At 72.7% G+C, this 25,589-nt stretch carries 28 protein-coding genes and 1 pseudogene; 15 read left to right on the top strand and 14 right to left on the bottom strand.

Features of this window, described 5'->3' with window-relative positions; translation table 11 throughout:
* Positions 1–140: 140 nt before the first annotated feature.
* On the top strand, positions 141–830 hold the full coding sequence (locus ACFPFQ_RS31500) for a hypothetical protein (protein ID WP_379625339.1): 690 nt from the start codon (positions 141–143) through the stop codon (positions 828–830).
* A gap of 29 nt (positions 831–859) precedes the next feature.
* Here the strand turns inward: ACFPFQ_RS31500 and ACFPFQ_RS31495 are convergent, their stop codons facing one another.
* Both ACFPFQ_RS31495 and ACFPFQ_RS31490 read right to left on the bottom strand, forming a co-directional pair.
* Positions 860–2,335 (bottom strand): aldehyde dehydrogenase, encoded by a 1,476-nt coding sequence (locus ACFPFQ_RS31495; protein ID WP_379625337.1) that lies wholly within the window; start codon positions 2,333–2,335, stop codon positions 860–862.
* A 152-nt stretch (positions 2,336–2,487) separates the two neighbouring features.
* The gene (locus ACFPFQ_RS31490) at positions 2,488–3,264 is read right to left on the bottom strand and encodes an IclR family transcriptional regulator (RefSeq protein WP_379625335.1); all 777 of its coding nucleotides are present in this window, start codon (positions 3,262–3,264) and stop codon (positions 2,488–2,490) included.
* 92 nt (positions 3,265–3,356) lie between these two features.
* Here ACFPFQ_RS31490 and ACFPFQ_RS31485 point away from each other — a divergent pair, with 92 nt between their 5' ends.
* The 3 genes from ACFPFQ_RS31485 (at position 3,357) to ACFPFQ_RS31475 (ending at position 6,438) form a co-directional block, all read left to right on the top strand.
* On the top strand, positions 3,357–4,280 hold the full coding sequence (locus ACFPFQ_RS31485; protein WP_379625333.1) for an acetaldehyde dehydrogenase (acetylating): 924 nt from the start codon (positions 3,357–3,359) through the stop codon (positions 4,278–4,280).
* A complete protein-coding gene (gene dmpG, locus ACFPFQ_RS31480; RefSeq protein ID WP_379625332.1) occupies positions 4,277–5,311 on the top strand; it encodes a 4-hydroxy-2-oxovalerate aldolase in 1,035 nt (344 codons plus the stop codon). Before ACFPFQ_RS31485 ends, dmpG begins: the two co-directional genes overlap by 4 nt.
* A 269-nt stretch (positions 5,312–5,580) precedes the next feature.
* Positions 5,581–6,438, top strand: a complete 858-nt coding sequence (locus tag ACFPFQ_RS31475; protein WP_379625331.1) for a hypothetical protein — start codon at positions 5,581–5,583, stop codon at positions 6,436–6,438.
* A gap of 36 nt (positions 6,439–6,474) precedes the next feature.
* Here the strand turns inward: ACFPFQ_RS31475 and ACFPFQ_RS31470 are convergent, their stop codons facing one another.
* Together ACFPFQ_RS31470 and ACFPFQ_RS31465 are read right to left on the bottom strand one after the other, a co-directional pair.
* Complete coding sequence (locus ACFPFQ_RS31470; protein ID WP_379625329.1) at positions 6,475–7,239, bottom strand: 2-keto-4-pentenoate hydratase; 765 nt, start codon at positions 7,237–7,239, stop codon at positions 6,475–6,477.
* The gene (locus ACFPFQ_RS31465) at positions 7,236–8,030 is read right to left on the bottom strand and encodes a 2-keto-4-pentenoate hydratase (protein ID WP_379625328.1); all 795 of its coding nucleotides are present in this window, start codon (positions 8,028–8,030) and stop codon (positions 7,236–7,238) included. Before ACFPFQ_RS31465 ends, ACFPFQ_RS31470 begins: the two co-directional genes overlap by 4 nt.
* A gap of 241 nt (positions 8,031–8,271) precedes the next feature.
* On the opposite strand from ACFPFQ_RS31465, the gene ACFPFQ_RS31460 reads away from it, so the two are divergent.
* The 4 genes from ACFPFQ_RS31460 to ACFPFQ_RS31445 all read left to right on the top strand — a co-directional run bounded on the left by ACFPFQ_RS31460 (position 8,272) and on the right by ACFPFQ_RS31445 (position 11,297).
* Entirely contained in the window at positions 8,272–9,180 is a 909-nt protein-coding gene (locus ACFPFQ_RS31460) for a fumarylacetoacetate hydrolase family protein (protein WP_379625326.1), read from the top strand.
* Positions 9,181–9,246: 66 nt separating this feature from the next.
* Positions 9,247–10,404 carry a hypothetical protein gene (locus ACFPFQ_RS31455; RefSeq protein ID WP_379625324.1) on the top strand — a complete coding sequence of 386 codons (1,158 nt, stop codon included), beginning with the start codon at positions 9,247–9,249 and terminating at the stop codon, positions 10,402–10,404.
* Positions 10,405–10,417: 13 nt separating this feature from the next.
* On the top strand, positions 10,418–10,882 hold the full coding sequence (locus ACFPFQ_RS31450; RefSeq protein WP_379625322.1) for an SRPBCC family protein: 465 nt from the start codon (positions 10,418–10,420) through the stop codon (positions 10,880–10,882).
* Between the two features lie 13 nt (positions 10,883–10,895).
* Complete coding sequence (locus ACFPFQ_RS31445; protein WP_379625320.1) at positions 10,896–11,297, top strand: nuclear transport factor 2 family protein; 402 nt, start codon at positions 10,896–10,898, stop codon at positions 11,295–11,297.
* 25 nt (positions 11,298–11,322) lie between these two features.
* Here the strand turns inward: ACFPFQ_RS31445 and ACFPFQ_RS31440 are convergent, their stop codons facing one another.
* Positions 11,323–12,522 carry an MFS transporter gene (locus tag ACFPFQ_RS31440; protein WP_379625318.1) on the bottom strand — a complete coding sequence of 400 codons (1,200 nt, stop codon included), beginning with the start codon at positions 12,520–12,522 and terminating at the stop codon, positions 11,323–11,325.
* Positions 12,523–12,580: 58 nt separating this feature from the next.
* Positions 12,581–13,639 (bottom strand): DUF2157 domain-containing protein, encoded by a 1,059-nt coding sequence (locus ACFPFQ_RS31435; protein ID WP_379625316.1) that lies wholly within the window; start codon positions 13,637–13,639, stop codon positions 12,581–12,583.
* A 74-nt stretch (positions 13,640–13,713) separates the two neighbouring features.
* Here ACFPFQ_RS31435 and ACFPFQ_RS31430 point away from each other — a divergent pair, with 74 nt between their 5' ends.
* Entirely contained in the window at positions 13,714–14,289 is a 576-nt protein-coding gene (locus ACFPFQ_RS31430) for a GNAT family N-acetyltransferase (protein WP_379625314.1), read from the top strand.
* 98 nt (positions 14,290–14,387) lie between these two features.
* Here ACFPFQ_RS31430 and ACFPFQ_RS31425 read toward each other — a convergent pair whose 3' ends face one another.
* Positions 14,388–14,993 carry a TetR-like C-terminal domain-containing protein gene (locus ACFPFQ_RS31425; protein ID WP_379625312.1) on the bottom strand — a complete coding sequence of 202 codons (606 nt, stop codon included), beginning with the start codon at positions 14,991–14,993 and terminating at the stop codon, positions 14,388–14,390.
* Positions 14,994–15,100: 107 nt separating this feature from the next.
* On the opposite strand from ACFPFQ_RS31425, the gene ACFPFQ_RS31420 reads away from it, so the two are divergent.
* The 5 genes from ACFPFQ_RS31420 (at position 15,101) to ACFPFQ_RS31400 (ending at position 19,085) form a co-directional block, all read left to right on the top strand.
* The gene (locus ACFPFQ_RS31420; protein WP_379625310.1) at positions 15,101–16,315 is read left to right on the top strand and encodes an alpha/beta hydrolase family protein; all 1,215 of its coding nucleotides are present in this window, start codon (positions 15,101–15,103) and stop codon (positions 16,313–16,315) included.
* A gap of 21 nt (positions 16,316–16,336) precedes the next feature.
* A complete protein-coding gene (locus tag ACFPFQ_RS31415; RefSeq protein ID WP_379625308.1) occupies positions 16,337–17,038 on the top strand; it encodes a M24 family metallopeptidase in 702 nt (233 codons plus the stop codon).
* 39 nt (positions 17,039–17,077) lie between these two features.
* Complete coding sequence (locus tag ACFPFQ_RS31410) at positions 17,078–17,926, top strand: SDR family oxidoreductase (protein ID WP_379625306.1); 849 nt, start codon at positions 17,078–17,080, stop codon at positions 17,924–17,926.
* Positions 17,927–18,516: 590 nt separating this feature from the next.
* The gene (locus ACFPFQ_RS31405) at positions 18,517–18,915 is read left to right on the top strand and encodes a LysR family transcriptional regulator (RefSeq protein WP_379625304.1); all 399 of its coding nucleotides are present in this window, start codon (positions 18,517–18,519) and stop codon (positions 18,913–18,915) included.
* The gene (locus ACFPFQ_RS31400) at positions 18,912–19,085 is read left to right on the top strand and encodes a hypothetical protein (RefSeq protein WP_379625302.1); all 174 of its coding nucleotides are present in this window, start codon (positions 18,912–18,914) and stop codon (positions 19,083–19,085) included. The genes ACFPFQ_RS31405 and ACFPFQ_RS31400 overlap by 4 nt, the downstream gene beginning before the upstream one ends.
* Positions 19,086–19,104: 19 nt before the next feature.
* Here the strand turns inward: ACFPFQ_RS31400 and ACFPFQ_RS31395 are convergent, their stop codons facing one another.
* Complete coding sequence (locus ACFPFQ_RS31395; protein ID WP_379625300.1) at positions 19,105–19,572, bottom strand: RidA family protein; 468 nt, start codon at positions 19,570–19,572, stop codon at positions 19,105–19,107.
* Positions 19,573–19,616: 44 nt separating this feature from the next.
* Entirely contained in the window at positions 19,617–19,919 is a 303-nt protein-coding gene (locus ACFPFQ_RS31390) for an ArsR/SmtB family transcription factor (protein ID WP_379625298.1), read from the bottom strand.
* 136 nt (positions 19,920–20,055) lie between these two features.
* Here ACFPFQ_RS31390 and ACFPFQ_RS31385 point away from each other — a divergent pair, with 136 nt between their 5' ends.
* Positions 20,056–20,661: a bifunctional nuclease family protein gene (locus tag ACFPFQ_RS31385; RefSeq protein WP_379625297.1), complete on the top strand. Its 606-nt coding sequence runs from the start codon at positions 20,056–20,058 to the stop codon at positions 20,659–20,661.
* 417 nt (positions 20,662–21,078) lie between these two features.
* Here the strand turns inward: ACFPFQ_RS31385 and ACFPFQ_RS31380 are convergent.
* From ACFPFQ_RS31380 to ACFPFQ_RS31360, 5 genes and pseudogenes are all read right to left on the bottom strand, one after another.
* Positions 21,079–21,429, bottom strand: a pseudogene (locus ACFPFQ_RS31380) (STAS domain-containing protein); the annotation flags it as partial.
* A gap of 140 nt (positions 21,430–21,569) precedes the next feature.
* A complete protein-coding gene (locus ACFPFQ_RS31375) occupies positions 21,570–22,367 on the bottom strand; it encodes a GAF and ANTAR domain-containing protein (protein ID WP_379625295.1) in 798 nt (265 codons plus the stop codon).
* 32 nt (positions 22,368–22,399) lie between these two features.
* A complete protein-coding gene (locus ACFPFQ_RS31370) occupies positions 22,400–23,116 on the bottom strand; it encodes an ANTAR domain-containing protein (RefSeq protein WP_379625293.1) in 717 nt (238 codons plus the stop codon).
* Positions 23,117–23,255: 139 nt separating this feature from the next.
* Positions 23,256–24,269, bottom strand: a complete 1,014-nt coding sequence (locus tag ACFPFQ_RS31365; protein WP_379625291.1) for a 3-keto-5-aminohexanoate cleavage protein — start codon at positions 24,267–24,269, stop codon at positions 23,256–23,258.
* 137 nt (positions 24,270–24,406) lie between these two features.
* Positions 24,407–25,300 carry a SigB/SigF/SigG family RNA polymerase sigma factor gene (locus ACFPFQ_RS31360; RefSeq protein WP_379625289.1) on the bottom strand — a complete coding sequence of 298 codons (894 nt, stop codon included), beginning with the start codon at positions 25,298–25,300 and terminating at the stop codon, positions 24,407–24,409.
* Positions 25,301–25,589 lie beyond the last annotated feature (289 nt).

Genomic DNA, 25,589 nt, shown 5'->3' with positions numbered 1-25,589 from the left:
ACCTGTCCCCACGGCACGCGAACCTGTCGCGACGCCGATGTCCGGTTCGGCCCGTTCCCGCCACGCTGTGCAGCACAGGACGGAGCGCCGCGGTCGACATCGGGTCGATCACCTCTCCGCCTCCCAGCGAGGAGACGAAGATGAAGATCACCACCATCGGTCGCAGCGTTGCCGGCCTCGCGGTGCTGGCGGGGCTCACCCTGCTGACCGGGTGCGACGCGCCGGGCCAGACCGTGGTCAGCGGCTCGCCACGCGCCGCCGCGCAGTCGGAGCCCGCCGGGCAGACCGCCGGGACCCCCGGCAAGGACGGCACCAGCTCGTCGTCGAGCACCAGCGGCAGCACCGGCAGTACCGGCAGCACGAGCAGCACCGGTGGCACCGACGCGTTCTGCACCTCCTTCGCGGGCGTGCTGGGTACCAGCGTGGACGGCCTGGGCGACCTGCTCTCCGGCGCCACGCCGTCGCTCGACGCCTCGAAGTACGAGGCGAAGCTGCGCGAGGGCTTCGCGGCCGTCGTCGCCGCGGCGCCCGCCGACATCAAGAACGACGTCGCGGCACTGCTGGACGCCGGGCTGTCGGGCGCGAGCTCGACCAGCGCCCTGTCCGCGGCTTCTGACCGCGTCGGGCAGTACTGGGCCACCCACTGCCTCGGCGACCTCACCTCCCTCACCGGGATCGAGGGACTCGACGGGCTGAAGAACATGCAGGGACTCGACGGCGTCGCGAAGGGCCTCGAGGGGCTCAAGGGCATCGAGGGGCTCGACGGCGTCGCGAAGGAGCTGCAGGGCCTCGCCGACCAGTTCCCCCAGACCCGGGGCTCCGGTAGCTGAGACTCCCGGAAGCGGACCGGCGGTGCTCGTCAGCCCAGCGTGAAAGGGTCGCGGGTGCCCCCGGTCAGCTCCACCCACACCGACTTGTTCTCGGTGTACTCGTTGACGGCGTCCATGCCGTTCTCCCGGCCCAGTCCACTCGCGCCGTACCCACCGAACGGGACGCTGGGGCTGACCACGCGGTAGGCGTTGATCCACACCGTGCCGGCACGCAGCTTCGCGGCGACGCGGTGGGCGCGGTGCACGTCCTTCGTCCAGACCGCGCCCGCCAGCCCGTAGGGCGTGTCGTTGGCCAGCTTCAATGCCTCGTCCTCATCGGTGAAGGTGTAGGCCGACAGGACGGGCCCGAAGACCTCCTCGCGCACGATCGTCGACTCCGGGCCGACGCCGGTGAGCACCGTGGGCTTGATGAAGTAGCCGCCCAGACCGGTGTCGGCAGCACCGCCGTAGGCGACGGTGGCCCCCTCTGCGCGCGCGGTCTCCAGCAAGCCGAGCACCTTCTCGTACTGCGGGCCGTTCGCAACGGGCCCCATCTCGGTAGCGGGGTCGTTGGGATCGCCGAGCTTGATCTGCGCGGCGCGCTCGGCGACGAGCCGGACCAGCTCGTCGTGCACCGACTCGTGCACGATCAGCCGGGACCCGGCCATGCAGGTCTGGCCGGTGGCGGCGAACACGCCCGCGATCAGGCCGTTGGCGGCGGCCTGCAGGTCGGCATCGGCGAAGACGATCTGGGGTGACTTCCCGCCGAGTTCGAGCGTGACCTTGTTGAGGTTGTCCGCGGCGGCGTGCGCGACGGCGCGGCCGGTGGCGGTGGATCCGGTGAACGCCACCTTGTTGACACCCGGGTGCCCGGCGAGCGCGGCACCGGTCTCACGGGAGAGCCCGGTGACGACGTTGACCACACCCGGCGGGAAGCCGGCCTGCTCGATCAGCTCGGCGAAACCGAGTGTGGACGCGGGGGAGTGCTCCGAGGGCTTGATCACGATCGTGCAGCCCGCGGCGAGCGCCGGGGCCAGCTTCCACGTCATGAGCAGCAGCGGGGAGTTCCACGGTGTGATGGCGGCGACGACGCCGACGGGTTCGCGGCGGGTGTAGACGAGGTAGTTCGGGTTGGGTGCCGGGATCTGGCGGCCCTCGAGCTTGTCGGCGAGCCCCGCGTAGTACTGGTACCAGCCGCCGAGCCCGGTGAGCTGCCCGATCATCTCCCGGTAGAGCTTGCCGGAGTCGTTGACCTCCAGCCTCGCCAATCGCTCCGCGTTCTCCCCGATCAGATCGCCGAGCCTGCGCATCATGGCCGCGCGGGCGAACCCGGTCAGCGACCCCCACTCGCCGTCGAGCGCGGCGCGGGCAGCGGCGACGGCGGCGTCGACGTCCTCGGGACCCCCGTCGGGCACCTCCGCCCAGGATGCGCCGGTGAACGGGTTCTGCGACTCGAACGTCCGTCCCGACAGCGCGTCGACGGCCTTGCCGCCGATCAGCATCCGGAACTTCTCGAGACCCGACATGGTGGCCGTCCTCCTTGACGTGCGTGGGGTGCCTGCTGCTGCACGGTACGAGGGTCCCCGGGCGGCGGCAGGGCCACCTGTCCGATGGGAGAGGGTCGGCAGCCATCCAGCAGCCCGTCCAGCAGCCCGTCCAGCAGCCCCGTCCAGCAGGCTCAGGCGGTGCCCGCGCGCAGGACCCGGGACAGCCCCAGTGCCGCGGTGCGCACCGCGGGGGCCAGCCGGTTCGTGTCCACCCGGTTCGCCCACCCGGTGATCGAGATCGCTGCCACCGCATGGCCGGAACCATCGAGGACGGGCGCCGCGACGCAGGCGATCCCGACCGTGGACTCCTCGTGCTCGACGGCCACACCGCTCTCGCGGATCCGGGCGAGGTCCTTCTCCAGCAGTCCCGGTGCGACGACGGTGCGTGGCGTGCGGCGGACCAGCCCCGCGGCCACCACCTCGCCGAGCCGCCCGGGCGGGGCGAAGGCCAGCAGCGCCTTCCCGACCCCGGTGCAGTACGCCGGCATCCGGCCGCCGATCCGCGATGCGACGCTGGGCCCGTTGCGTCCGGGCAGCTTCTGCACGTAGACGACGTCGACGCCGTCCGGGACGGCCAGGTGCACGGTCTCGTGGGTGGCCTGGAACAGGTCGGCGAGGAACGGGGCCGCCGCCTCCCGCAGCCCGCGCTGCAGCGGGGCGAGCTGGCCGAGCTCGAACAGGGCCATCCCGAGGCGGATGCCCTTCGGCGTGCGCTCCACCACGTTCCACGTCGTGAGCTCGGCGATGAGGCGGTGCGCAGTGGGCTTGGGGATGCCGGTGCGCCGGGTCAGCTCGGCGAGCGAGAGCTCCGTGTCACCGGGCCGGAACGCCGTGAGCAGCGCCATCGTGCGGCCGAGGACGGAGTTCGGCGGTGCTTTGCTCGGGGAGGGGCCGGGACCGGGCTGCATGATGACATCCTTGCAGGTCCTGGCAGTGGTCGTTCCGCTGAGCGAGACGATCTGGTTCCCTGCCGGGCTCCCCGCCGCCAGCATCGGTTCCCATGAGCCCAGGGAAAGTCATCGCCGCGATCGTGGGGCCGGGCAACATCGGTACCGATCTGCTGGCCAAGCTGCAGCGCAGCACCACCATCGACGTGCGCTACGTGGTCGGGGTCGTCGAGTCCGACGGGCTCGCCCGAGCCCGCGAGCAGGGCGTCACGGCCTCGGCCGAGGGTGTCGACTGGCTGATGCGCCAGTACCCGCTCCCCGAGATCGTGTTCGAGGCGACGTCCGCCGCCGCGCACATCGCCAACGCGCCGCGCTACGCCGCGGCGGGTATCCAGGCCGTCGACCTCACCCCGGCGCACCTCGGCCCGATGGTGTGCCCGCCGGTGAACATCCACGAGCACATCGGCGCGCCGAACGTCTCGATGATCACCTGCGGCGGGCAGGCCACGATCCCGATGGTGCGGGCGGTCTCGCGCATCACCCCGGTGCCCTACGCCGAGATCATCGCGTCGATCTCCTCGCGCAGTGCGGGTGCCGGTACCCGCGCCAACATCGACGAGTTCACCCACACCACCTCCGGCGCCGTGGCCGAGGTCGGGGGTGCAGCGCGCGGCAAGGCGATCATCATCCTCAACCCCGTCGAGCCGCCGATGATCATGCGCGACACCGTGTTCTGCATGATCGCCGCCGACGCCGACCGGCAGGCGATCGTCGCCTCGATCCACGCGATGGTCGCCGAGGTGCAGGAGTACGTGCCCGGCTACGCGCTGCGTGCCGAACCGCAGTTCGACGAGCCGCGCGAGGACTGGGGCGGTCACGCGCGGGTAGCGGTGTTCCTGGAGGTCAAGGGCAACGGCGACTACCTGCCGCCGTATGCCGGCAACCTCGACATCATGACGGCTGCCGCGGCCCGCGTCGGCGAGCTGATGGCACAGGCGAAGCTGATGGCACAGGCGAAGCAGGGAGCGCGCGCATGACCCGCCCGGATCTTGCCCACGACGTCCGCATCATCGACACGACGCTGCGCGACGGCTCGCACGCCATGGCGCACCAGTTCACCGAGCAGCAGGTGCGCGACACCGTCCGGGCGCTCGACGCGGCCGGCGTCGAGGTCATCGAGGTGACCCACGGGGACGGGCTGGGCGGCAGCTCGTTCAACTACGGCTTCTCCCGGACCGACGAGATGGCGCTCATCGCCGCGGCCCGCGAGGAGGCGCGGCAGGCGAAGATCGCCGTGCTGCTCGTGCCCGGCATCGGCACCGTCGACGACCTCAAGCGTGCCCACGACGCCGGTGCGGAGATGGTGCGCGTCGCGACGCACTGCACCGAGGCCGATGTCTCCCCGCAGCATTTCGCGGCCGCCCGCGGCCTCGGCATGGAGACCGCCGGGTTCCTCATGATGGCCCACCGCACGTCACCGGAGAACCTGGCGAGGCAGGCGCGGATCATGGTCGACGCCGGGTGCCAGGCGCCCTACTGCACCGACTCGGCGGGCGCGCTGCTCATGCACGAGGCGCGGGCGCGGTTCGAGGCGCTCGTCGCCGAGGTGGGCGACGAGGCCTGGGTCGGCTACCACGGCCACCAGAACCTCTCCTTCGGCGTCGCCAACTCCGTGATCGCGCAGGAGTCGGGTGTCCGCTACATCGACGGCTCGCTGTGCGCGCTGGGTGCCGGCGCCGGCAACTCGCCCACCGAGGTGCTCGTGGCAGCGTTCGACCGGCTCGGCATCGACACCGGCGTCGACGTGGGCGGGGTGCTCGCCGCGGCCGAGGAGGTCGTGCGGCCCTACCTGCACCGCTGGCCGAAGATGGACCGCAACGCGATCGTCCAGGGCTGGGCAGGTGTGTACTCCTCGTTCCTGCTGCACGCCGAACGCGCCGCCGAGCGCTACAAGGTCCCCGCCGACGCGATCCTGCGGCGCTGCGGCGAGATCGGGCTCGTCGGCGGCCAGGAAGACATGATCATCGACGTTGCGCTGCAGCTGGCGGCAGCGGGGGAGCGGGTCTGATGGAGTGGTTCGGGCACATCATCGACGGCCGGGAGCAGCCCTCTGGTCGGCGTCGCTGACCCGCTCGCGCACCCAGTGCGGCCGACCCCTGGGTCCACCCGGGCCGTGGCGGCCGTGAGGGGCACCTTGGCGCCGCGCTGGAGGGTGGTCACGGTGCAGGAGTGTTCCGCCGGTCGATGAACCTCGCCACGCCGGGTTGCGTGGTGTGGGCAGGCGCTCGATCGCGCCCGCCGGCCCCAGCACTTCGACCCCACCGAGGAACGATCACCATGTCCAGTCGCTTCGTCGTCACGGCGCTCGTCGTGCTCGTGCTGTTCGGCGCGGGTGTCTTCGGCCTCGCGCAGTTCTACCGATCCCAGGCGGCGTCGACGGAGGCCGCAGCGGGCCCCGCCGCGACGGCGGCCGCTCCCGCGCTCGCCGCGGCCGTCACACCGCTGGGCACCGTCGTCGCCCAGGACGGGTTCACGCTCTACCGCTTCGACAAGGACAGCGCGAAGCCGCCGACGTCGAACTGTGCCGGTCCCTGTGCCACGACGTGGCCGCCGGTGCTCGTGGTCGGTCCGGTGCCCGCCGTCACGGGCGTCGACCCGGCGGCGGTGGGCACCGTGGCGCGCGGTGACGGCGGCATCCAGCTGACCATCGGCAACTGGCCGGTCTACCGCTTCTCCGGCGACGCCGCCGCGGGCGAGACGAAGGGTGAGGGCGTCGGGAACACGTGGTTCGCCGTGGGTGTGGACGGGAAGAAGGCGCGGTCCTCCGCGGAGGGCGCCTCGGCCGGGCCGGCGCTGGCGGTCGCGGCCACGAAGGTCGGCAAGGCGGTGACGCAGGACGGGTTCACGCTCTACCGCTTCGACAAGGACTCCCCGAAGCCGCCGAAGACCACCTGCGTCGACAAGTGCGCCACGACCTGGCCGCCGGTGATCGTGCAGGGTGCGGTGCCCGCGATCGCGGGTGTCGACCCCGCCGCCGTGGGGACCGTGGCGCGGCCGGACGGCAGCAAGCAGCTGACCGTCGGCAACTGGCCGGTCTACCGGTTCTCCGGCGACAAGGCCGCAGGCGATACCGCCGGGCAGGGCGTCGGTGGTACCTGGTTCGCCGTAGCGCCGGACGGCAAGAAGGCGTCCTAGCCCAGTCCTAGCCCCGCGCCCGACGCAGCCGGTGGCCTACTTGCAGGCCAGTTCGAGGGTGCCGAGGCGGTCGATGGAGGCGACGACCACGTCGCCCGGCGCCACGGGCACCGCAGCGGTCAGGCCGCCGGAGAGCACGACGTCGCCGGCGCGCAGGCCCTCGCCGTCGGCGGCCATGGTGCGCACCATCCAGGCCACCGCGGCGGCGGGGTGCCCGAGCGACGCCGCCCCGGACGCCGTGGCCACGAGCTCCCCGTTCTTCTCCAGCACCACGCCGACCAGCCGCAGGTCGATGCCCGCGGGCGGCACCGGGGTGCCGACGACGAACCGGCCCGCGGAGGTGTTGTCGGCGACGACATCGGCCATCGTGAAGCGGTAGTCGCGGTAGCGCGAGTCGAGCACCTCGATGCCCACCGCGACCCCGGACGACGCCGCGAGCACGTCGGCGGCCGTGACGTGCGGGCCCGCGAGATCACGGCCGAGCACGAAGGCGATCTCGGGTTCGCAGCGGGGCTGGATGAGCGCCGAGGTGTCGAGCGGCTCGCCGATGTCGAGGGCTCCCGAGCCGGCGAGGAACCCGTAGATCGGACTGCTGACCCCGACCTGTGCCTGCTTGGCGCGGCTGGTGACGCCGAGCTTCCAGCCGACCAGTGCTCCGGCGCTCTCGCGCAGCACCCGCTGCACGGCGTAACCGGCGGCCAGATCGAGCTCCGGGACCTCGTCGGAGAGCTGCTCGATGGCGGTGCGCTCGACGACGGCCTTGGCCAGCCGCGCGGCGAGCTGCGAGGTGTCCACACTCATGACGTGCTCCCGGCGACTCGTACGGTGACGGGACCCAACCGGTCGAACTCGGCCCGGAAGACGTCGCCCGCCTGCATCGGGACCGCTGCGTGCAGCGCGCCCGTCATGATCAGGTGGCCCGGCTCGAGCGCCACCCCGCTCTCGCCGAGCACGTTGGCCAGCCATGCGACGACGGCAACGGGGTCGCCCAGCGCGGCGGCCCCGGCTCCGGTGTCGATCAGGTCGCCGTTGCGGGTCAGGGTCATGCCGATCAGCCGGGTGTCGATGCCGGTGATCGGGACGACCCGGCTCGACGTGGCCATCGCGCCGTTGGAGGCCAGGTCGGCGACGGTGTCGGCGAGCTTGATGCGCCAGTCGGCGATGCGGGAGTCGACGATCTCCATGCCGGCGACGGCACCGGCGATCGCGGCGTGGGCCTGCGTCACCGTCACCCCCGGCCCCTGCAGGCGCTCTCCCAGCACGAAGACGATCTCCGCCTCGATCTTGGGCGCGATGAAGCGGTCCAGCGGGATCGTGTCGCCGTCGCGGTAGACGGTGGAGGCGAGCACCGGGCCGTAGTCGGGGGAGTCGACGCCCACCATCTTCTGCATCGGCTTGCTGGTCAGCCCCACCTTGTGGCCGATGATCCGGTCACCGTCGGCGAGCAGCAGCGCGATGAGCTCCTGCTGCACCGCGTAGCCGTCGGCCATCCCCAGCGACGGGTCGGCGTCGGTGAACGGCGGGATCGGCACCCCGGTGCGACGGGCGTCGTAGAGCGCCCGCGCCTTCGCAGGCGCATCGATCACGGGCATCGGGACTCCAGTTCGTCGGCCGGTCGAGCGGGTCGGGTGCCAGCGCACAACTCGTGGGCGCACAACTCGTGGGCGCACAACTCGATGGCGGGTTGATCCTGCCACCGATCCTCCCGCTGGTCGGGTGCCGCGTCATCGTCGTCGTTCCGCTGATCGGAACGGGGAGGTTCTGCGGCGTTCGGCTCTTGACGGGCGATCGATACTGCATACACTTCGGCTCTCGACCGACGGGAGCATGGTGATGCCGATCTGGAGCCTGGTGAGCGCCGTCCCGGAGGGGGAACGCGACCCGTGCCCGGCCGCCTCGGTGAACGGCAGGCTGGTCACCGTCCCGCCGCTGCGGGGCTTCCCCGACCTCGGTGACGTGCTCGCCGACTGGGCGGCGCTGGAGCCGGCGCTGCGGCGCTTCGACCCCGCTGACGGCGTGCCGCTGGGCGCCGCCCGGGTGCTCGCGCCGCTGCGCTCGCCCCGCAAGCTGCTCTTCGCCGGGGCCAACTACCGCGACCACGCGCGCGAGATGGGCATCGCCGAGATCTCCGACGATCTCGAGCCGTACTTCTTCCTGCTGCCGCCCACCACGATCGTCGGGCCGGGGGATGCGGTGGTCATCCCGGGTGACGGGGACGCTCGGGTGGACTGGGAGGTGGAGCTCGCCGTCGTCATCGGCCGCCCGGGCCGTGACATCGCGATCGGCGACGCGCTCGGCCACGTCGCCGGCTACACGATCGTCAACGACATCTCGGCACGCGGGCGCCACGCCAGGGCCCGGCCGCTGGCCCCGCCGTTCACCTACGACTGGCTGGCGTCCAAGGGACGCGACACGTTCTGCCCGCTCGGGCCGGGCGTGACGCCGTCCTGGTTCGTGCCCGACCCGCAGGCGCTGCCGATCCGGCTCTGGCGCGGCGCCGACCTGGAGCAGGACGGCAGCACCGCCGACATGATCTTCTCGGTGGCCCGGCTGATCGCCGCGGCCAGCGAGGTGATGACGCTCGAGCCCGGCGACGTGATCGCCACCGGAACGCCGGCCGGGGTCGGCGTCGCGCAGGGCAAGGCGCTCGCCGACGGTGACGTGGTGCGTGCCGAGATCGGACCGCTCGGTGTGTTGGAGAACCCGGTGCGGGTGGCCTCGCCGGTGCCCGTCACTCCCTGATCCCCTCCCGCACAGATCCCACCAGCACAGATCCCTCCCGCCCTGATCCCCTTCCCAGGAGCCGAGATGACCCGAACGACGACGTTCGCCCGGCTGTTCGAGCCGCTGCGGGTCGGCACCCGCACGGCCCGCAACCGGATCGTCCACGCGCCGATGTCGGTCTGCTACGGCGACGCCGCCGGGTTCGTGACGCGCCGGCAGGTGGAGCACTACGGGCGTCGCGCCGAGGGCGGCGCCGGGATCGTGATCACCGAGAACTTCGCGGTGAACACGGCGGGTCGGCAGCTGCCGCGCCAGACCGTGGTGTCCTCGGCCGACCACGTCCCCGGCCTGCGCGAGCTCGCCGCCGACATCCAGCACCACGGCGCGCTCGCGCTGGTCCAGCTCGTGCACGCCGGGCGCTACGCCGGGCCGTGGGACGTCTACGAGCAGGCCCGGCGGCTCGCGCCCTCGGCCGTGCCGTTCGAGCTGACCGAGGGCCGGACCGTCGTTCCCGCGGAGATGACCGAGCCCGAGATCGAGGAGACGATCACAGCATTCGGCCGGGCGGCGCAGCTGTGCGAGGAGGCCGGGTTCGACGGCGTCGACATCCATGGCGCGCAGGGGTTCCTCATCTCCGGGTTCCTGTCCCCGACGATGAACCGGCGCACCGACCGGTGGGGCGGCTCGTACGACAACCGGGTGCGGTTCGCGCTCGCGGTGCTCGCGGAGGTCCGGCGGCGCACCTCGCCGGGGTTCGTCGTGGGCTTCCACCTGATGAGCGACGAGCTCGCCCCCGGCGGCTGGACCATCGCCGACGCCGTCGGGCTCGCACCGCAGCTGGTGGCGGGCGGTGTCGACTTCCTCTTCGCGATCCCGGCCACGTTCGCGTCGCTGCGGGTGGCGCCCAACGTGGGGCTCTACGGCAGGCGCGCCTACGCGATGGCCGACACGCTCGCGGTCGCGCAGGCGGTGGACGTGCCGGTGGTGGCCAACGGCAGGCTCGGCGACCCGTTCGACGCCGAGGACGTGCTGGAGCGCGGCGATGCCGCGGCGGTGGGGCTGGCGCGGCCGCTGTTCGTCGACCCGGACTGGCCCCGCAAGGTGGCCGCGGGCGAACCGGGCGAGATCCGCTCCTGCCCGTGCTTCCCGCCCGAGTGCCTGCGAACCCAGCTCGCGGGCGCGGTCTGCGACCACTGGCCGCCGGACGTCCTCGAGCGCGGCTATCTCGGGTACGAGTCGTGAGCAGGAGGCCGCAATGATCTTCGTGACGCACCGCCTGCCGGTCAACGGGGCCGGTCGGCCGGTCCTCAGCCGCGCGATGGTCTGGGACGGGCTCGTGCGCAAGGCGGGCAACGCGCTGCCGTTCGTGCCGATCATGTCGCGCTGCGAGGTGACCGTCCGGCACAGCGCGCAGTGCTTCGACCGCGACATCGAGATCCGCGGCGAGGCGTTCACCGAGCGCGTCACCCTCGAGGAGCCCCACCGCGTCGTCTTCACCCGGATCGCCGGACCGGTGCTGGGCACCATCGCGAACGAGATCGAAGGGCAGGGGAGCCACGACCTGGCCCTGCGCTTCAGCTTCGCGCTGGTGGTGGGGGGTGTGCCCGGGGGATCGGACGCGGAGGCGCAGACCGCCGACCGGATGACCACCGATTACCTCGCGGCCGTGACCGCAACGCTCGACGCCGTGCGCCGGATCGCGCAGGGCGAGACCACCTGAGAAGGGGACGACGATGTCCGAGTGGATCGATGCCTACTACGCCGACGTCGACGGGATGCGGCTGCAGTCCTACGTGGACCGGCACACCGAGGACGCCGAGGTGGTGTTCGGCAACAACCCGGCCGCGATCGGCAAGGCTGCCATCGGTGAGGCCATCGGCGGGTTCTGGTCCCTGATCGGCGGGCTGCGCCACGAGCGCCGCAACCTGTGGTTCGTCGACGACGGCAACACCGCCGTCCTGGAGGTGATCACGCACTACACGACGAAGGGCGGCACCCATGTCGCCATGCCGTGCGTCTCGCTGCTGGACCGGGCACCCGACGGGCGCGTGAGCTCGCTGCGCGTGCACATCGACCTGGCCCCGCTGTTCGCGGAGATCACCGCCGAGTCGGCGGCGACGGCGGCCGCCGGCTAGCCGCGAGCCCTGACGTCGCACACCGTCACGGGGTGGGGGTGCGAGGCACGCTCCCCGCCGCCAGCGCCGCCGCGACCACCGCGACGACCGCGAGGAGGGCGAAGACGGGCGGATAGCCGCCCAGCACGTCCGCGAGCGCGGACCCGGCCCAGGGCGCGAGCGCGGTGGCGAGCATCGCGGGCGCCCCGAGGATGCCGCCGAGGCGGCCGTAGTGGGCCGATCCCCAGCGGTCGCTGATCGCGGTGGCCTGTAGCAGGGTGAAGATCCCGCGGGCTGCGCCGGTGAGCATCGTGATGGTGATCAGGAGCGGCACGGGCCCCGGCACGGCAGCCAGCGCGCCCGTGCACGCTGCGCCCGCGCCGAGCACCAGCACCGTGCGGGTGCCCGCGCCCGTCGCAGCCGACAGCCACCGGTATCCGAACCGGCCCAGCACCTGGCCGACGCCGCCGAGACCCAGCGCCCAGGCCGCGGCGCCGGTCGACATCCCGCGCTCCAGGAACAGCGGTACCTGGTTGACCAGCACCGCGAACGCCGCGAACGACCCGAGCCCGACGGCGGCCACGAGCAGCACGAACGCCCGGCTCCGGCTGACGGCGCCCGGATCCTGCTCGGCGGCGCCCGGTCCGGCATCGGGCCAGGCACCGCGCAGCCCGAACGCGTGCGCGGGAACCGTGCCGACGACGAGCACGACCGCCAGCACCAGGTACGTCTGGCGCCACGACAGGTGCTCGGCGAGCGTGGCGGTCAGCGGCGCGAACACCGTGCTGGCCAGGCCCGCGAGCAGCGTGACGCCCGTCAGCGCCGTGACGCTGCGCGGGCCCCACCAGCGGGTCAGCGCCGCGAACGCCGGCTGGTAGAGCACCCCCGCCATCGCGACCCCGGCCACGCTCCACGCGGCGAAGAAGGCGATGGGCGAGCGCGCGGTCGCGATCCCGACCACGCCGACGCCGGCCAGCACCGAGCCGGCGGTCATCACCGGTCGTGGCCCCCACCGGTCGAGGAGCCGCCCGACCGGGATCCCGGCCACGGCGGCCACCACGAGCCCCGTCGAGAAGGCGGCGATGACGGTGCTGACGGCCCAGCCGGTGTCGGCCGCGATGCCCGGCGCGAGCACCGGGAGCGCGTAGTAGAGGACACCCCAGCTGATGATCTCCGTGCCGCACAGGACGGCCAGCACGCGGCGCAGGCCCGCGGCGGTCAGGGCGGCGGCCGGTCGGGTGATCACCTGCTGGAGGTTGCCTCATCGGCGGCGCCTGCGCAGCCCGGTTGATGCCGGCCCTGGATCAGATTCCCATCGCCAGCACGACGACGGCCGTCACGATCGCGACCGCTGCGGCGGCGCCCGCCGCGACCCGCGGGGGCACCGGTGCGCGGTCGCGGCCCGCTGCGGACGGCGACCGGTTGCGGCGTCGCGCCGTGTAGAGCGCGCCCACCACCAGCAGCGCTCCTACCGCGAGCAGTGCGAACGGGGCGACCAGCGTGTCGGGGAAGAACCGGTAGAGCACCACCGGCACCGCGATCAGGGTGGCGACGGCCCCGACCCCGAGCAGCACGAGGTCGCGCAGCGCGACCCCGGCCGCCACCAGCGCCACCGCGGAGACGATCGCCAGCGCGCAGCCCCAGTCGTGCTGCACCGTCAGCATCGAGCCGGCGATCACGACGATGCCGCCGCAGACGTAGGCCACGTGGCGCGCCGCGACGACCCGGCCCCAACCCAGCAGCAGCCATACCGTCCCGACGCCCCAGACGGCGAGGCCGACGATCTGCTCGTCGTCGCGGGGCAGCAGTGCGGCGGCACTGCCCGCGGCCACGGCCAGCGTCGCGACGAGTGCCACCTGCTGCAGCAGCCAGCGGTGCGCGCGCCACAGCACACCCGCGTAGACCGCCGCGACGCCCGATGCGAGCAGCGCGACCGCGTCGCCAGGCACGTCGATCACGTCGTTGCCGACCAGTGCGACCGCGCCGCCGAGCAGCGCCACCGACAGCAGCCACGAGACCGAGCGCAGCCGCCCGCCCGCGCCACCCAGCCGCGACGGCACCGCGAGGCCCGCCCCGAACAGGATCCCCGCGGCGACGAACGCGACGAGTACGCGCCCGCCGATACCCAGATCCGTCCAGAACCGGCCGGTCAGCGTCACGGCGGCGACGAGCACGAGCACGCCGCCGACGTAGCCCAGTGCCTCGGTCACGAGCGGGGTAGCGCCACTGCCGGTGCCGGCCCGGCGGTCGGGGTCCTGGTGCCGTTCGTCGGCCCGGATCCGATCGGCCTGCTCACCGCTGATCAGGCCGCGGGCGACCCACCGCTCGAGGCTCGTGTCGAGATCGGTCGGCTGCATCGTCATGCCCGAAGTGTGCCGCGCTTCCCGTTCCTGCCACCACCGCGGGGAGCCCCGAACGGTGGATCTAGGGTCGGGCCATGTCCCGGCCCCGACCTGTTACCCCGGAGATCCGCGGCGCCGAGCCGGGGGACGCAGCGGCGTGTGCGGCGATCTACGCGCCGTACGTGCTCGACACCGCGATCACGTTCGAGACGGAGCCACCCGACGCTGCCGAGATGGGGGAGCGGTTGGCCGCGGCGGTGCGGACCCACGCCTGGGTCGTGCTCGTCGACGGCGGCCGGGTTGCCGGGTACGCCTACGCCGGTCCCTTCAAGTCGCGTCCCGCGTATCGCTGGGCCTGCGAGGTGAGCGTCTACCTGGAGCTGGGCCGCCGCCGGTCCGGCGCGGGCCGCGCGCTCTACGCCGCGCTGTTCGCCCGGCTGGTGGAACGGGGGTTCCGCACGGTCGTAGCCGGGATGACCCTGCCCAACGACGCGAGCGTCGGGCTGCACCGGGCGCTGGGCTTCGAACCCGTCGGCACCTACCGGCGGATCGGGTGGAAGCACGGCGCCTGGCGCGACGTGGCGTGGGCGCAGCTGTCCATCGGGCCCGGTGACGAGGCCGGTGGTGACGAGGCCGGTGACGGCGCCGGCCCGCCGGGCGAGCTCGTGTGATGCGGATCCATGAGACGCGCCCATGAGGTCGCGGGCAGCCACCTGGTTCCATGAGGCCCCCCGACCCGAACCCGCAGCCCGAGCCCACCTGATCGCTGTCAGACCAGCAGCCCGCCCACGATCCGGGCGGCGAGCCGGTCGAGGTAGGCATCGTCGATCGGCGACCTGATCACGATGAGCCGCCAGTACAGGGGGCCGCCGATCAGGTCGAGGCCGGTCTCGAGGTCGGTGCCGGCCGGTAGCTCGCCGCGGTCGATCGCCCGCTGCAGCAGCAGGGCGGCCTTGTTGCGCCGCGGTGTCCGCACGGCGCCGAGCAGCGCTTCGGCGAGCTCGGGGTTGCGGGTGGCCTCGGCCAGCAGATCGGGCACGATCCGGCTGACGAGCGGGTGCTCCAGCGCTTCGCGGGCAGTGGCGAGGTACTGCCGGACGTCGCCGTGCAGCGTCCCGGTGTCGGGGACGTCGATGGCGGCGATCGCCACCTCGGACAGCAGCGCGACGGTCATCGGCTGCTTGCCCGTCCAGCGCCGGTAGATCGCGGCCTTGCCGGCGCCGGCGCGCCGGGCGACGGCGTCGAGGGAGAGGCGGCCATAGCCGACGTCGGCGAGCTCGGCGAAGAACGCCGCGGTGATCGCCTCGGTGACCTCGTCCTGCAGCACCGGGCCACCGGATGTGCGGCGCGGGGTGGTGGTGGGCGGTCCGTCCATGGCGGGGAGGCTAGCACTAGTCGGAACGGTTGCGTCTCGACAAGTGGGGCGCTACGGTCGGTTACAGACGAGACGAGCCAGTTCCGTCTTTATCCGCTGGAGGAGCCATGAAGTTCCTGTTCGACGACGCGTCGTTCTCCTTCGAGACGCTGCGGGCCGCCGGGTTCGCCGCCTACGGGGGCGCCGACCTCGGGGAGGTGCTGGTCACGGCTGCCGCGATCACCGACGGCGACGAGGACGGGTGGCTGCGCGCGTGGACCGCGACCGCCGAGCGCGTGCACGCCATCGGGGACGCCGCGCTCGCCGCCGGCCACCGCGTCAGCGCCCGGGAGGCGTTGCTGCGGGCATCCAACTACTATCGGACCGCCGAGTTCTTCCGGCGCGTCGACCCGGCGAACGACCCGGTGGTCACCGACCTGTCCACCCGCTCCCGCACGACGTTCGCCGCGGCAGCGGCGCTGTTCGACACGCCCGTCGAGGCCGTGGCGATCCCGTACGAGGGCACGACGCTGCCGGGCTACCTGTTCCTCGTGGACGGCTCCGGTGCCCCGCGCCCGACCGTCGTCTTCACCAGCGGCTACGACTCCACACTGGAGGAGGCCTGGTTCGCGATCGCCGCCGCCGCGGTGCGCCGCGGCTACAACGTGCTCGCGTTCGACGGCCCCGGCCAGGGTGCCGCGCTGCGCGAGCAGGGGCTCGTCTTCCGCCCGGACTGGGAGGCGGTGATCACGCCGGTCGTCGACTACGCGCTGACCCGCCCGGAGATCGCGGCCGACCGGATCGCGCTGTTCGGCTACAGCCTCGGCGGCTACCTCGTGGCCAGGGCCGCCGCCTTCGAGCACCGCCTCGCCGCGGTGATCCTCGACGACGGCGTGCACGACTTCTCGGCGGCCTTCGCGTCGTCCATGCCGCCGTTCCTCTGGAACTGGATCCAGGAGGGCCGCGACGACGTGGCGGTGCCGGTGGCCACGCTGCTGACGCACGTGAGCACGCAGGTCCGCTGGGCGCTGAACAACGGCGTGTGGGCACTGGGCGCGGACGGCTACGCCGACCTGGTGCGCAAGGCCGCGGCCTACACGCTCGACGGGGTCGCCGACCGGATCACCGCACCCACCCTGATCCTGGACGCCGAGAACGACCAGTTCTTCAATGGGCAGCCGCAGCAGGTCGAGAAGGCACTGGTCAACGCGCCCACCACGTTGGTGACCTTCAGCGCCGCCGACGGCGGCGGGGAGCACTGCCACATGGGCGCGATGGCCGCCGTCCACCAGACGATCTTCGACTGGATCGACGAGATCTGGATCGACGAGACCGGGGCCTGATCGCGTGGCAGGGTGGAGCCCATGACGGCTTCGGACATCGACGAGCAGGAGCGGGAGCGCCGCCTGATCGCGGCCGAGGAGCAGGCCGAGCAGCTCTTCGCCGAGGTGACGCGCCGGGGCCTCGTCACGGCGGGCGTGAGCGAGTCTGCGGTGAGTACGCAGGTGCGTGACCTCGCGAGCGAACTGCTGGGCGTGCAGCGCCACTGGCACAAGCGGATCGTGCGGTCCGGGCCCAACACGCTGGAGCCCTACCGCGAGAACCCGCCGGATCGGGTGATCACCGAGGACGACATCGTCTTCCTGGACCTCGGGCCGATCTTCGCCGAGTGGGAGGCCGACTTCGGCCGCACCTACGTGCTCGGCGACGATCCGGTCAAGCGCCGCCTGCAGGCCGACCTCGAGCCGATCTTCCTGGCCGGCAAGCGGCACTTCACCGACCACCCCGACATCACGGGCGCCCAGCTCTACGCGCACGTCGTCGGGTTGGCCGAAGCCGCGGGCTGGGAGTTCGGCGGGCCGCACTCGGGCCACCTGGTGGGGGAGTTCCCGCACGAGTTGATCGACGGGGAGCGGATCGAGAGCTACATCGCGCCGGGCAGCGACCACCCGATGCGGCGCAGCGGCCCGTCCGGGCGGCAGTGCCACTGGATCCTGGAGATCCACATCGTCGACCGCGAACGGCGGATCGGTGGGTTCCACGAGCAACTGCTCACCCTGCGCTGATACGGGAACACCGGGACCGCTCCGCGCGCTGTACCGATCATGACTGGAGCAACTCCCCGGGCGAAGACCTGGTTCATCACCGGTGCGTCCCGCGGGTTCGGGCGCGAGTGGACGATCGCGGCGCTCGAGCGCGGAGACACGGTCGCCGCCACCGCGCGCGACACCGCAACACTGGCCGACCTGCAGGAACGCTTCGGTGAGAGCCTGCTGGCACTGCAGCTCGACGTCACCGACCGCGACGCGGCGTTCGCAGCGGTCGCCGCGGCGCACGAGCGGTTCGGGCGCCTCGACGTCGTCGTCAACAACGCCGGGTACGGCCACTTCGGCATGGTCGAGGAGATCAGCGAGGCCGAGGCCCGCGCCCAGATCGAGACCAACCTGTTCGGCGCGCTCTGGGTGACCCAGGCCGCGCTGCCGTTCCTGCGGGAGCAGGGCTCCGGTCACATCCTGCAGGTCTCGTCCATCGGAGGCATCAGCGCGTTCCCCAACGTGGGGATGTACCACGCGTCCAAGTGGGCACTGGAGGGCATCAGCCAGACGCTGGCGCAGGAGGTGGCCGACTTCGGGATCTCCGTGACGTTGATCGAGCCCGGCGGGTTCGACACCGACTGGGCGGGATCCTCGTCCAAACACTCCACACCGCTTCCGGCCTACGACGAGTTCCGGGCGAAGGCGCAGGAGGCCCGCAAGGCGCGGGTCGGCACCCCCGGCGACCCCGAGGCGAGCAGCCGGGCGGTGCTCACGATCGTCGATGCCGAGAAGCCGCCGCTGCGCGTGTTCTTCGGGCCCGGGCCGCTGGGGATCGCCACCGCCGACTACGAGTCGCGGCTGGCCACCTGGCGCGAGTGGCAGCCGGTGGCGGTGGCGGCCGCCGGGGGGAGCAGCTGACCCCGGTCGCGGTCGTCGAGGGCCTGCCACGCGGCACTGCAGCGGGTTCATCGCCCGGCCCGCATCGGCGGCGTGGACGCTGCGCAGGATGCGGATCTGGCCGACTCGACCGCGAAGCTGACCAGGCCCAGTCCGTATCCGCGGAACGCACCGGAGGGGACGGTGTGGGTGTAGACCGCGTAACCGTCCACCCTCGCAGGAGCTCGCCGGTCCGCAGCACCGTGGCGCCGGCGCCGACGACGAAGGCGGTGACCGGCAGCGTGCGCGTCGTGCCGTCGGACGCCACCAGCAGGCAACGGCCGTCGAGCGCGGCGGTCAGCGAGATCTTCGGGTCGAAGTGCGATGGCCGCAGATCCGCAGATTCTGGAGGATACTCAAATTGCCTCCACGGATGCGGATCTGATCGCGGCCGGTGAGCACGCGCGTTTCACGGCCGGCTCGCGGCCGAACCCTAAGTCCTTGTGAAGTTCCGGCTTCACGGATTGAACCAGCGAGTGCCTCGCCACCAGTATCAGCGAGCAAGCTTTCCGTCGTGCCCGATGTCGCTGCAGGCGGCCTCCCTCCTGGGGGAGGGCTCACTTGGGGGAACAGTGGAAGTCAGATGGCTGGAGACGTTCGCCGCCGCCGCGCGTGAGGGCAGCATGAGCGCGGCAGCGCAGGAGCTCGGTTACGCCCGCTCGACCGTGACCCACCATGTGCAGAGCCTCGAGCGGGCGCTGGGCACGAAGCTGTTCGACCGCGCCACACCGGGCCGGCCGTTGACGCGGGCCGGGGTGACGTTGCTGGAGCACGCCGAGGTCGTGCTGGACCGGATCGCCGTGGCGCGTGCGGAGATCGCGCTGCTGGAACGCGGGCTCTCGCCGCGCAGCAGCCGCCATCCCAGCAGTGGTCATCGCATCGACGGAGCTGTCTCCAGCACGCACGTCCGGCGCCCGGACCTGATCAGGCCACCCGTTCCCGTCGGCTCGCCGAGCAGGCGGGCAGGATGATCCGCCGCACGTGCCCGGCGCCCGCCGTCCGGATGATCGCCGCGATGTCCGGCTTCCCGTCCCGGCAGGGGCGGATCGCCGGGCGTCGCGGGATCACCGGCCTGCTGTGCGCACCGGCCCGCCGGTCGGGCGCGGGGGAGCGGGATCCCGGCGGGGCGGGCCGGCACTGAGCTTTGCCCGTGCGGACCGTCAGCCGGCCCGCACCAGCGCGATGGCCTCGATCTCGACCGGTGTCCCCAGCGGGAGGGCGGCGACCCCGACCGCGGAGCGGGCATGCGCGCCCGCCTCGCCGAGCACGTCGATCAACAGCTGCGACGCTCCGTCGGCAACCTGGGGCTGGTCGGTGAATCCGGGTGCGCTCGCCACGAACACCGTGAGCTTCACGAGCCGCTCGATCGCGTCGAGCGAACCGGCCGCCGCGGCGAGCTGGGCGAGCACGTTGAGGGCGCACGCCCGGGCCGCCTCCTGTCCGGTGGCGACGTCGACCTCGGCGCCGAGCGTGCCCTTCGCGACGAGCTGCCCGTCGACGGTGGCGATCTGGCCGGACGTGTGCACGGTGTCGCCGATGCGCACCCAGGGCTGGAAGGCCGCCACCGGAGCGGGCGGGGCGGGGAGGGTCAGGCCGAGCCGGGCCAGTCGATCGAGGGGGGTGGTCATGGAAGAGCTCCTTCGTTCGGGTTGCGGAACCTGCAGGTGGGGGGCTACCAGTCCCGGCCGAGCGCGTGCTGCGCGGCGGCGATGGCGTCCTCGTCACGCTGGTAGAACACCCACTGCTTGATCTTCGTGCCGCGGATCAGCCCGGCCCTGCTGAGGATCTTGAGGTGCTCGCCGCAGGTCGGGGCGCTGACGCCGAGCTTCTCGGCGATGAACTGGGAGCAGACACCGTCGCGGACCAGGTCGCCGTCGCGCTGCGGCGGGAAGTGCGCGACCGGATCGCGCAGCCACTCGAGCACCTGCAGCCGACGGTCGTTGCCGAGGGCACGCAGCATCTCCACATCCAGCATGAAGTCAGTATGCAAAATAGCTAACTGACTGTCTAGCTCTGTTCGGTCCACCATTGACGACCGGAGCGGGTGAGGAGAAGGTGGGCGAGGTACCCGAGGGTGGCGGGAAACGCCGTCCGCTCGGAGAAGAGGCCTGATGATGCAGGAGATGCGTGTCGCCGCGATCGGCGTCGACCCGCTCGGATCCACACCGGTGCTGGTGCTCCAGGAGGTCGCCTCCCAGGGCCGGCTGCTGCCGATCTGGGTCGGGCCGGCCGAGGCCAACGCCATCGAGCTCGAGCGGGCGCACGCGGTGCCACCCCGGCCACTGGCCCACCAGCTGATCGGCCAGGTGATCACGGCCTGCGGGCGGCGCCTCGAACGAGTCTGCGTGACGATGCTGCGCGAGGGCGTCTACCACGCCGAACTCGTGATCAGCGATGATCGGCACGTCAGCGATGATCGGCACGTCAGCGACGATCAGCACGTCAGCGAGGATCTGCACGTCTCGGCAAGGGTGAGCGACGCCGTGGCCGTTGCGCTGCATCTGGGCGCCCCGATCCACGCTGCCGACGCGGTGCTCGACGAGGCGGCGCTGGCGGAGTCCGACGTCCGCGGGCTCGACGGGCCGGATTCCGACCTGCCCCCGGCGTTGGCCGGTGACGAGCCCACAAGCGCGGGCCCCGTCGACGAGACCGAGGCCGTGGAGGAGCTGCGCCGCTTCCTCGACACCGCCACCCCCGAGGACTTCAACCCGGACTGACCGCTCGACTGTGCTCGCCCCCAGCGGTGCGATTCCACGGTGAGGCCGTACCGCCGGCCGGTTCCGCCGCAGTGGCGGAGGAGACCCGGTGCGATTCCGGGGCCATGCGGTCAGACCCCGCCCCTCGGTCCGCGACGATCGGACCCGCACGGGGATCTCGGTGTGGTCAGGGGTAGGCACATGTTCACCGGTCGGATCAGCGAGCTCGGCACCGTCGCGAGCATCGAGCCAGGAGATCTGCGCATCAGCGCGCCCAAGAGCGTGGCACGGTTGCGCGGGGGCGGGTCGGCCGCCGTCAACGGGGTGCGGCCGCGGCGGCACCGCGGTCAACATCGAGTGCCCGCTGCAGCTGGGAGACCCCCTCGACGGGCACCTGGTGCCCGGCGGCGCGATGGCAGGCGCCGGCCCGGTGATCTCCAGGGGGCGCACGACGGCGCGGTTGCCCGCGACGGCGATGTGCAGGGACGTCCCGGCCGTGCTGGCGAGTGCCCCGGCCTCGACCAGCACCCGGATGCCCGCCGAGCCCAGGAACGTGACGGCCGCGAGGTCGAGCACGGTGTGGCGGTTGCGATCGAGCGCCGCGCGCAGGGGCTCACCCAGGTCGGGTGCGGTGATCACGTCGAGGTCGCCGACGACGCGCAGCAGCGTGACGTCGGGACCGGCACGGCACACGTCGACGGTCAGCGCCCTGCCCGAGTGCCCGGCCGGGGGAGGTGCGTCGCGGGAACGAGCGGCAGGAGCGGTGCCGTGCGCGGAGGTGTGGACCATGATGTCCGTTCCGGATCGGGCAGCGCCCGGAGCGCCGCGACAGAGCTGCGCAGCTGTGGGCTCAACTCGCGCGGGCAACGGCAGTATGGCCAGTTCGCGGCGGCCCGGCAAGCACTGGGGCCCATCGCGCGTGCGCCGGGTCAGCGCTTCCGGGTGACGTCGGCGAGCACCGCGGCGGCGACGTCGCGCAGCTTGACGTTGGTGTGCTGGGAGCGGATCCGCAGGATGCCGAACGCCTCGTCCGGCCCGATCCCGGCCTGCCCCATCAGTACCCCGATGGCCTGGTCGATGATGGTGCGCGAGCGCAGCGCCACCTCGAGGTGCTGCTCGCGGTTCTCGCGCTCGGCCAACTGCAGGCCCAGCGCCACCGCACCGGCGGCCTGGTGCGCGAACTGCGCCGCCCGCGCCTGGTCCTCGACGGTGAGCCCGAACGGCTTGCGGCTGTACAGGTTGAGCGCACCGACGGACGTGCCGAGCACGACCAGTGGCACCGACAGGGACGCCCCGGCGCCCTCCTTGCGTCCCCGCGCGGAGAACGCGGGCCACTGCTCGTCGGAGGCGATGTCGTCGACCAGCACGGTGACGCCATGCCGCATGGCGTGCAGGCACGGGCCGTCGTCCACGGCGTACTGGGCGGCATCCATGCGCTGGGCGAACTCGTCGGTGGTGGCACCCAGCATCCGTGAGCTCGGGGTGGCCTGCACCGTGACGCCGCAGGCCTGGGCGCGGTCGACGGTGCCGGCGGCCCAGCGGGCCACCTCGGTCAGGAAAGCCTCGATCCCTTCGGCACCGAGCAGGATCGACTGCAGCTCCACCGTGACGCCACCGGACTCGACGGCATCGGGATCGACGACGCCGGCATCGGTGCCGGTGCCGGTCCCGGTACCGGCGGCGCTGGGATCCTGGGGGATGGACCCGTTCACATCAGCCTCCTGCACAGGCACAGGGTAGAGCGGTCGGTGTCATCGCGTCAGCCCTTGCGCGTGACGTCGGCGATCAGTGCCGCGGCGACGTCACGCAGCTTCACACTGGTGTCCTGCGAGCGGCGCCGCAGCATCCCGAACGCCTCGGCGGCGCTGGTCCCGTCGCGGCCCATGAGCACGCCGATGGCCTGGTCGATGGTCGACCGTGACCGCAGCGCGGTCTCGAGATGGCGTTCGCGTGCCTCGCGGTCGGCCAGCAACAGCGCCATCGCGACGGCCCCCGCGGCCTGGTCACCGAACCGGGACGCCTCGGACTGGTCCGCGGCGCTGAGCCCGCCGGCCCGACGGTGGTAGAGGGTGAGTGCCCCGACACTGCGGTCCGGCACGCGTAGTGGCACCGACAGCACCGCCCGGATCCCCTCCTGCCGGCCGGCACGGACGAACGCGGGCCACCCGCGCTCGGCCACGGCGAGGTCGAGTACGACCACCGCGGCGCCGTCCCGGAGGCACTGCAGCGACGGTCCGGCCCCGCCGGCGTACTGCACGTCGTCCATGCGGCGAGCCAGCTCGTCGCTCGCGGCCCCCTGCAGCGGGGACTCGGGGCCGGATCGGACGGTGACACCGCAGGAGCGGCCCCGCGTGTCCGGGCCTGCGGCGCGACGCGCCACCTCGACGAGGAACTCCTCGACCCCCGCGGCCCCCAGCAGGATCGACTGCAACTCGAGCGCGACATTGCGGAGATCATGATCGTGCGATGCCACCACGTGCCCGGCTCCCGAGTTCGCCAACGTCAGCCCGCGGGTTCCCGCAGGCCGAGCGCCGCACTGTCGGACGCCATCACTTTCTGGACACACCTGCCGGCCGCGACGGGCCCGACCGACTCGACCACCTTAGCGCCAGCTGCTACGTGCGGTGGTCGTCGACCTCGTCGGCGTAGGCCACCGGGTGCGGCGTCCCCCGTTCGAGGAAGTACTCGTTGAGCGCCTGCGCGATCAGGTCGTGTTCGAGTTCGGGCAGGTCGTGGGCGTGCAGTGCCGCGTGGAGGCGCTCGAACGGCATCGCCCCGCCCACTCCGACGTAGCGCAGCCACAGGCTCTCCACCGTGAGCTTGGACTGGGCGAACCCGGCGCGCAGCACGCTGCTGCGGATCCGGCGCTGCCCGCGGTGCGCCGACCCGGCTCCCCGATGCGGGACCGGCGCGCCCGCGGACGCGTGCGTGATCATCCGGCAGGCGTGGGTGATCAGCTCGGCGTTGTTCGTGGCGGGAGTTCCGTCCGGCAGCTCCAGCACGTCCTGCAGGCCGATCCGCGTCGCCATCCCCCGGATCGCGGCCATGTGCAGCACCGACCAGGCCGCGGCGCTGCGGCCGTGCATCAGGACCGGGCTCGCGGGCCCGGCGAGTGTGGTCAGCAGCGCCACCGCCGCCGCGGGTGCGGTCCGCGGGTCGGCATCGGTGATCTCCACGACGAGCCGCGCGACGTCGACCGCGCGGGGCCGGGCCAGGTAGCGCCGCGCGTCGCCTGCGGACCGCACGGCGGCCTCGATCCGGACCCCACGCTCCTGCAGCGCGGCGGCGATCAGGTCCGCGCCGTCCTCCTGCCACGTGACGGTGGCGCTGTCGGGAACCACGGTCCACGAGCGCACCGCCGCTGCGCTCTGCGCGGCGTCGGACGCGGGTAGGGCTCCGACGGCGACCCCGATCGCGATTCCTGGCACCGCCTTGCGGACCGCGGTGAGCGCCCCGGCCACGTGGTCGGCGGCGAGGGTGTCGGCGCCGTCGGGCGTCTTCGGGTGCAGGTGGATCTCGTCGGCGCCCGCGGCGACGGCAGACACCGCCGCGGCGGCGAGCTCGGTAGCCGTCCAGGGAACGTGCGCGCATTCCTCGCGGGTCCGGGTGCCGTTCAGGCAGACCTGCATCGTCTCGTAGCACCTCCTTCAGCCGCCCGGTCGCCTGCCCTCGGTCGACCGGGCCGCCCACGGTGGCGGGGCGCCACCCGACTGCACTCCAGTTGGCGGTACCCGCTTGAGCCGTCCGGCATCCCCGTGGCGGATGGTCAATCGGCGTCGAGTCGTGCTCGCAGGCCGGCGAGGGTCTGCGCGAGCAGGCGGGACACGTGCATCTGCGAGACCCCGACGCGCTCGGCGATCTGGGTCTGGGTGAGGTCACCGAAGAACCGCAGCAGGACGATCGTGCGTTCGCGGTCGGGAAGCTCGTCGAGCGCCTGGCGGAGGCTCTCGCGGTACTCGGCGGCCTCGAGCGCGCCGTCGACGCGACCCAGCCTGTCGCCGAGCTGCTGGTCGGTGCCGACCGTGGTGGCGTCGAGCGAGTCGGGGACGTAGGCGTGCTGCGCGCCGAGCGCGTCGATGATCTCCGCAACCGGCTCCTCCAGGTGCGCGGCGATCTCGCTGGGCCGCGGCGCCCTGCCGAGCGTGGTCGAGAGCGTTGCGACGGCATGGCGGATCGGACCCTGCAGGTCCTTGAGGCGGCGCGGCACCCGCATCGCCCACGCCCGGTCGCGGAAGTGACGGCGCATCTCGCCGGTGATCGTGGGGATCGCGAACCCCAGGAAGTCGATGCCGCGCGCCGGGTCGAACCGTTCCAGTGCGTTGAGCAGCCCGATGGCGCCCGCCTGCTCCAGGTCGGCGAGCGGCTCGCCGCGGCCGCCGTAGCGGCGGGCGATGTGGTGCACCACCGGCAGGAACCCGCGCACGAGCTCGTCGCACAGGTGCCGGCGGCGCGGGTCGTCGGCCGCGGCGTGCGCGTAGGCCTCCAGCAGCGGTTCGAGGTGCTCGTAGGGCTTGGTGGACCGTTCGGTGGCTTCGGCACCGCGTGAGTCGAGAGCACGGCGTGAGTCGAGAGCACGGCGTGAGTCGAGAGCACGGCGTGAGTCGACAGCACCGCGTGACCCGACGCGATCGGTGCGGGTACCGGCCTGCTGCATGGTCATCCCCGTCCGATGGCGGTGGCTGGCACCGGGACGGGGGGCGGCCGAACCGCGACAGCACGTCCAGGCAACTCACTGGCGCGGCTGTGGGTCCAACCGCGTTCTACGTTAGGGCGGTTCGGGGTGGGCGGCAACTCGGGGTATCCGGACGGGGCCCGCGCCGGCTCCGGATAGTCTTCGGCAACGGTCCGGCCCGTCGTCGCCTCGACGGGCCCGACCACGGCGTCCGACAGCGTGGCGCTCGGCTCGTGGACGACGTCCGCGAGCAGGGTTCGTCACGCCTGCAGGAGGC

The sequence above is a fragment of the Pseudonocardia sp. GCM10023141 genome, from assembly GCF_042653605.1.
This window is presented reverse-complemented; position numbering and strand designations above follow the sequence as displayed.

What these genes read in the sequence shown, in the direction of transcription:
- ACFPFQ_RS31500 (WP_379625339.1), top strand. Translation starts at nt 141, where the DNA reads ATGAAGATCACCACCATCGGTCGCAGCGTTGCCGGCCTCGCGGTGCTG.
- ACFPFQ_RS31495 (WP_379625337.1), bottom strand. Translation starts at nt 2,335, where the DNA reads ATGTCGGGTCTCGAGAAGTTCCGGATGCTGATCGGCGGCAAGGCCGTC.
- ACFPFQ_RS31490 (WP_379625335.1), bottom strand. Translation starts at nt 3,264, where the DNA reads ATGCAGCCCGGTCCCGGCCCCTCCCCGAGCAAAGCACCGCCGAACTCC.
- ACFPFQ_RS31485 (WP_379625333.1), top strand. Translation starts at nt 3,357, where the DNA reads ATGAGCCCAGGGAAAGTCATCGCCGCGATCGTGGGGCCGGGCAACATC.
- dmpG (WP_379625332.1), top strand. Translation starts at nt 4,277, where the DNA reads ATGACCCGCCCGGATCTTGCCCACGACGTCCGCATCATCGACACGACG.
- ACFPFQ_RS31475 (WP_379625331.1), top strand. Translation starts at nt 5,581, where the DNA reads ATGTCCAGTCGCTTCGTCGTCACGGCGCTCGTCGTGCTCGTGCTGTTC.
- ACFPFQ_RS31470 (WP_379625329.1), bottom strand. Translation starts at nt 7,239, where the DNA reads ATGAGTGTGGACACCTCGCAGCTCGCCGCGCGGCTGGCCAAGGCCGTC.
- ACFPFQ_RS31465 (WP_379625328.1), bottom strand. Translation starts at nt 8,030, where the DNA reads ATGCCCGTGATCGATGCGCCTGCGAAGGCGCGGGCGCTCTACGACGCC.
- ACFPFQ_RS31460 (WP_379625326.1), top strand. Translation starts at nt 8,272, where the DNA reads ATGCCGATCTGGAGCCTGGTGAGCGCCGTCCCGGAGGGGGAACGCGAC.
- ACFPFQ_RS31455 (WP_379625324.1), top strand. Translation starts at nt 9,247, where the DNA reads ATGACCCGAACGACGACGTTCGCCCGGCTGTTCGAGCCGCTGCGGGTC.
- ACFPFQ_RS31450 (WP_379625322.1), top strand. Translation starts at nt 10,418, where the DNA reads ATGATCTTCGTGACGCACCGCCTGCCGGTCAACGGGGCCGGTCGGCCG.
- ACFPFQ_RS31445 (WP_379625320.1), top strand. Translation starts at nt 10,896, where the DNA reads ATGTCCGAGTGGATCGATGCCTACTACGCCGACGTCGACGGGATGCGG.
- ACFPFQ_RS31435 (WP_379625316.1), bottom strand. Translation starts at nt 13,639, where the DNA reads ATGACGATGCAGCCGACCGATCTCGACACGAGCCTCGAGCGGTGGGTC.
- ACFPFQ_RS31430 (WP_379625314.1), top strand. Translation starts at nt 13,714, where the DNA reads ATGTCCCGGCCCCGACCTGTTACCCCGGAGATCCGCGGCGCCGAGCCG.
- ACFPFQ_RS31425 (WP_379625312.1), bottom strand. Translation starts at nt 14,993, where the DNA reads ATGGACGGACCGCCCACCACCACCCCGCGCCGCACATCCGGTGGCCCG.
- ACFPFQ_RS31420 (WP_379625310.1), top strand. Translation starts at nt 15,101, where the DNA reads ATGAAGTTCCTGTTCGACGACGCGTCGTTCTCCTTCGAGACGCTGCGG.
- ACFPFQ_RS31415 (WP_379625308.1), top strand. Translation starts at nt 16,337, where the DNA reads ATGACGGCTTCGGACATCGACGAGCAGGAGCGGGAGCGCCGCCTGATC.
- ACFPFQ_RS31410 (WP_379625306.1), top strand. Translation starts at nt 17,078, where the DNA reads ATGACTGGAGCAACTCCCCGGGCGAAGACCTGGTTCATCACCGGTGCG.
- ACFPFQ_RS31400 (WP_379625302.1), top strand. Translation starts at nt 18,912, where the DNA reads ATGATCCGCCGCACGTGCCCGGCGCCCGCCGTCCGGATGATCGCCGCG.
- ACFPFQ_RS31395 (WP_379625300.1), bottom strand. Translation starts at nt 19,572, where the DNA reads ATGACCACCCCCCTCGATCGACTGGCCCGGCTCGGCCTGACCCTCCCC.
- ACFPFQ_RS31390 (WP_379625298.1), bottom strand. Translation starts at nt 19,919, where the DNA reads ATGCTGGATGTGGAGATGCTGCGTGCCCTCGGCAACGACCGTCGGCTG.
- ACFPFQ_RS31385 (WP_379625297.1), top strand. Translation starts at nt 20,056, where the DNA reads ATGATGCAGGAGATGCGTGTCGCCGCGATCGGCGTCGACCCGCTCGGA.
- ACFPFQ_RS31365 (WP_379625291.1), bottom strand. Translation starts at nt 24,269, where the DNA reads ATGCAGGTCTGCCTGAACGGCACCCGGACCCGCGAGGAATGCGCGCAC.
- ACFPFQ_RS31360 (WP_379625289.1), bottom strand. Translation starts at nt 25,300, where the DNA reads ATGACCATGCAGCAGGCCGGTACCCGCACCGATCGCGTCGGGTCACGC.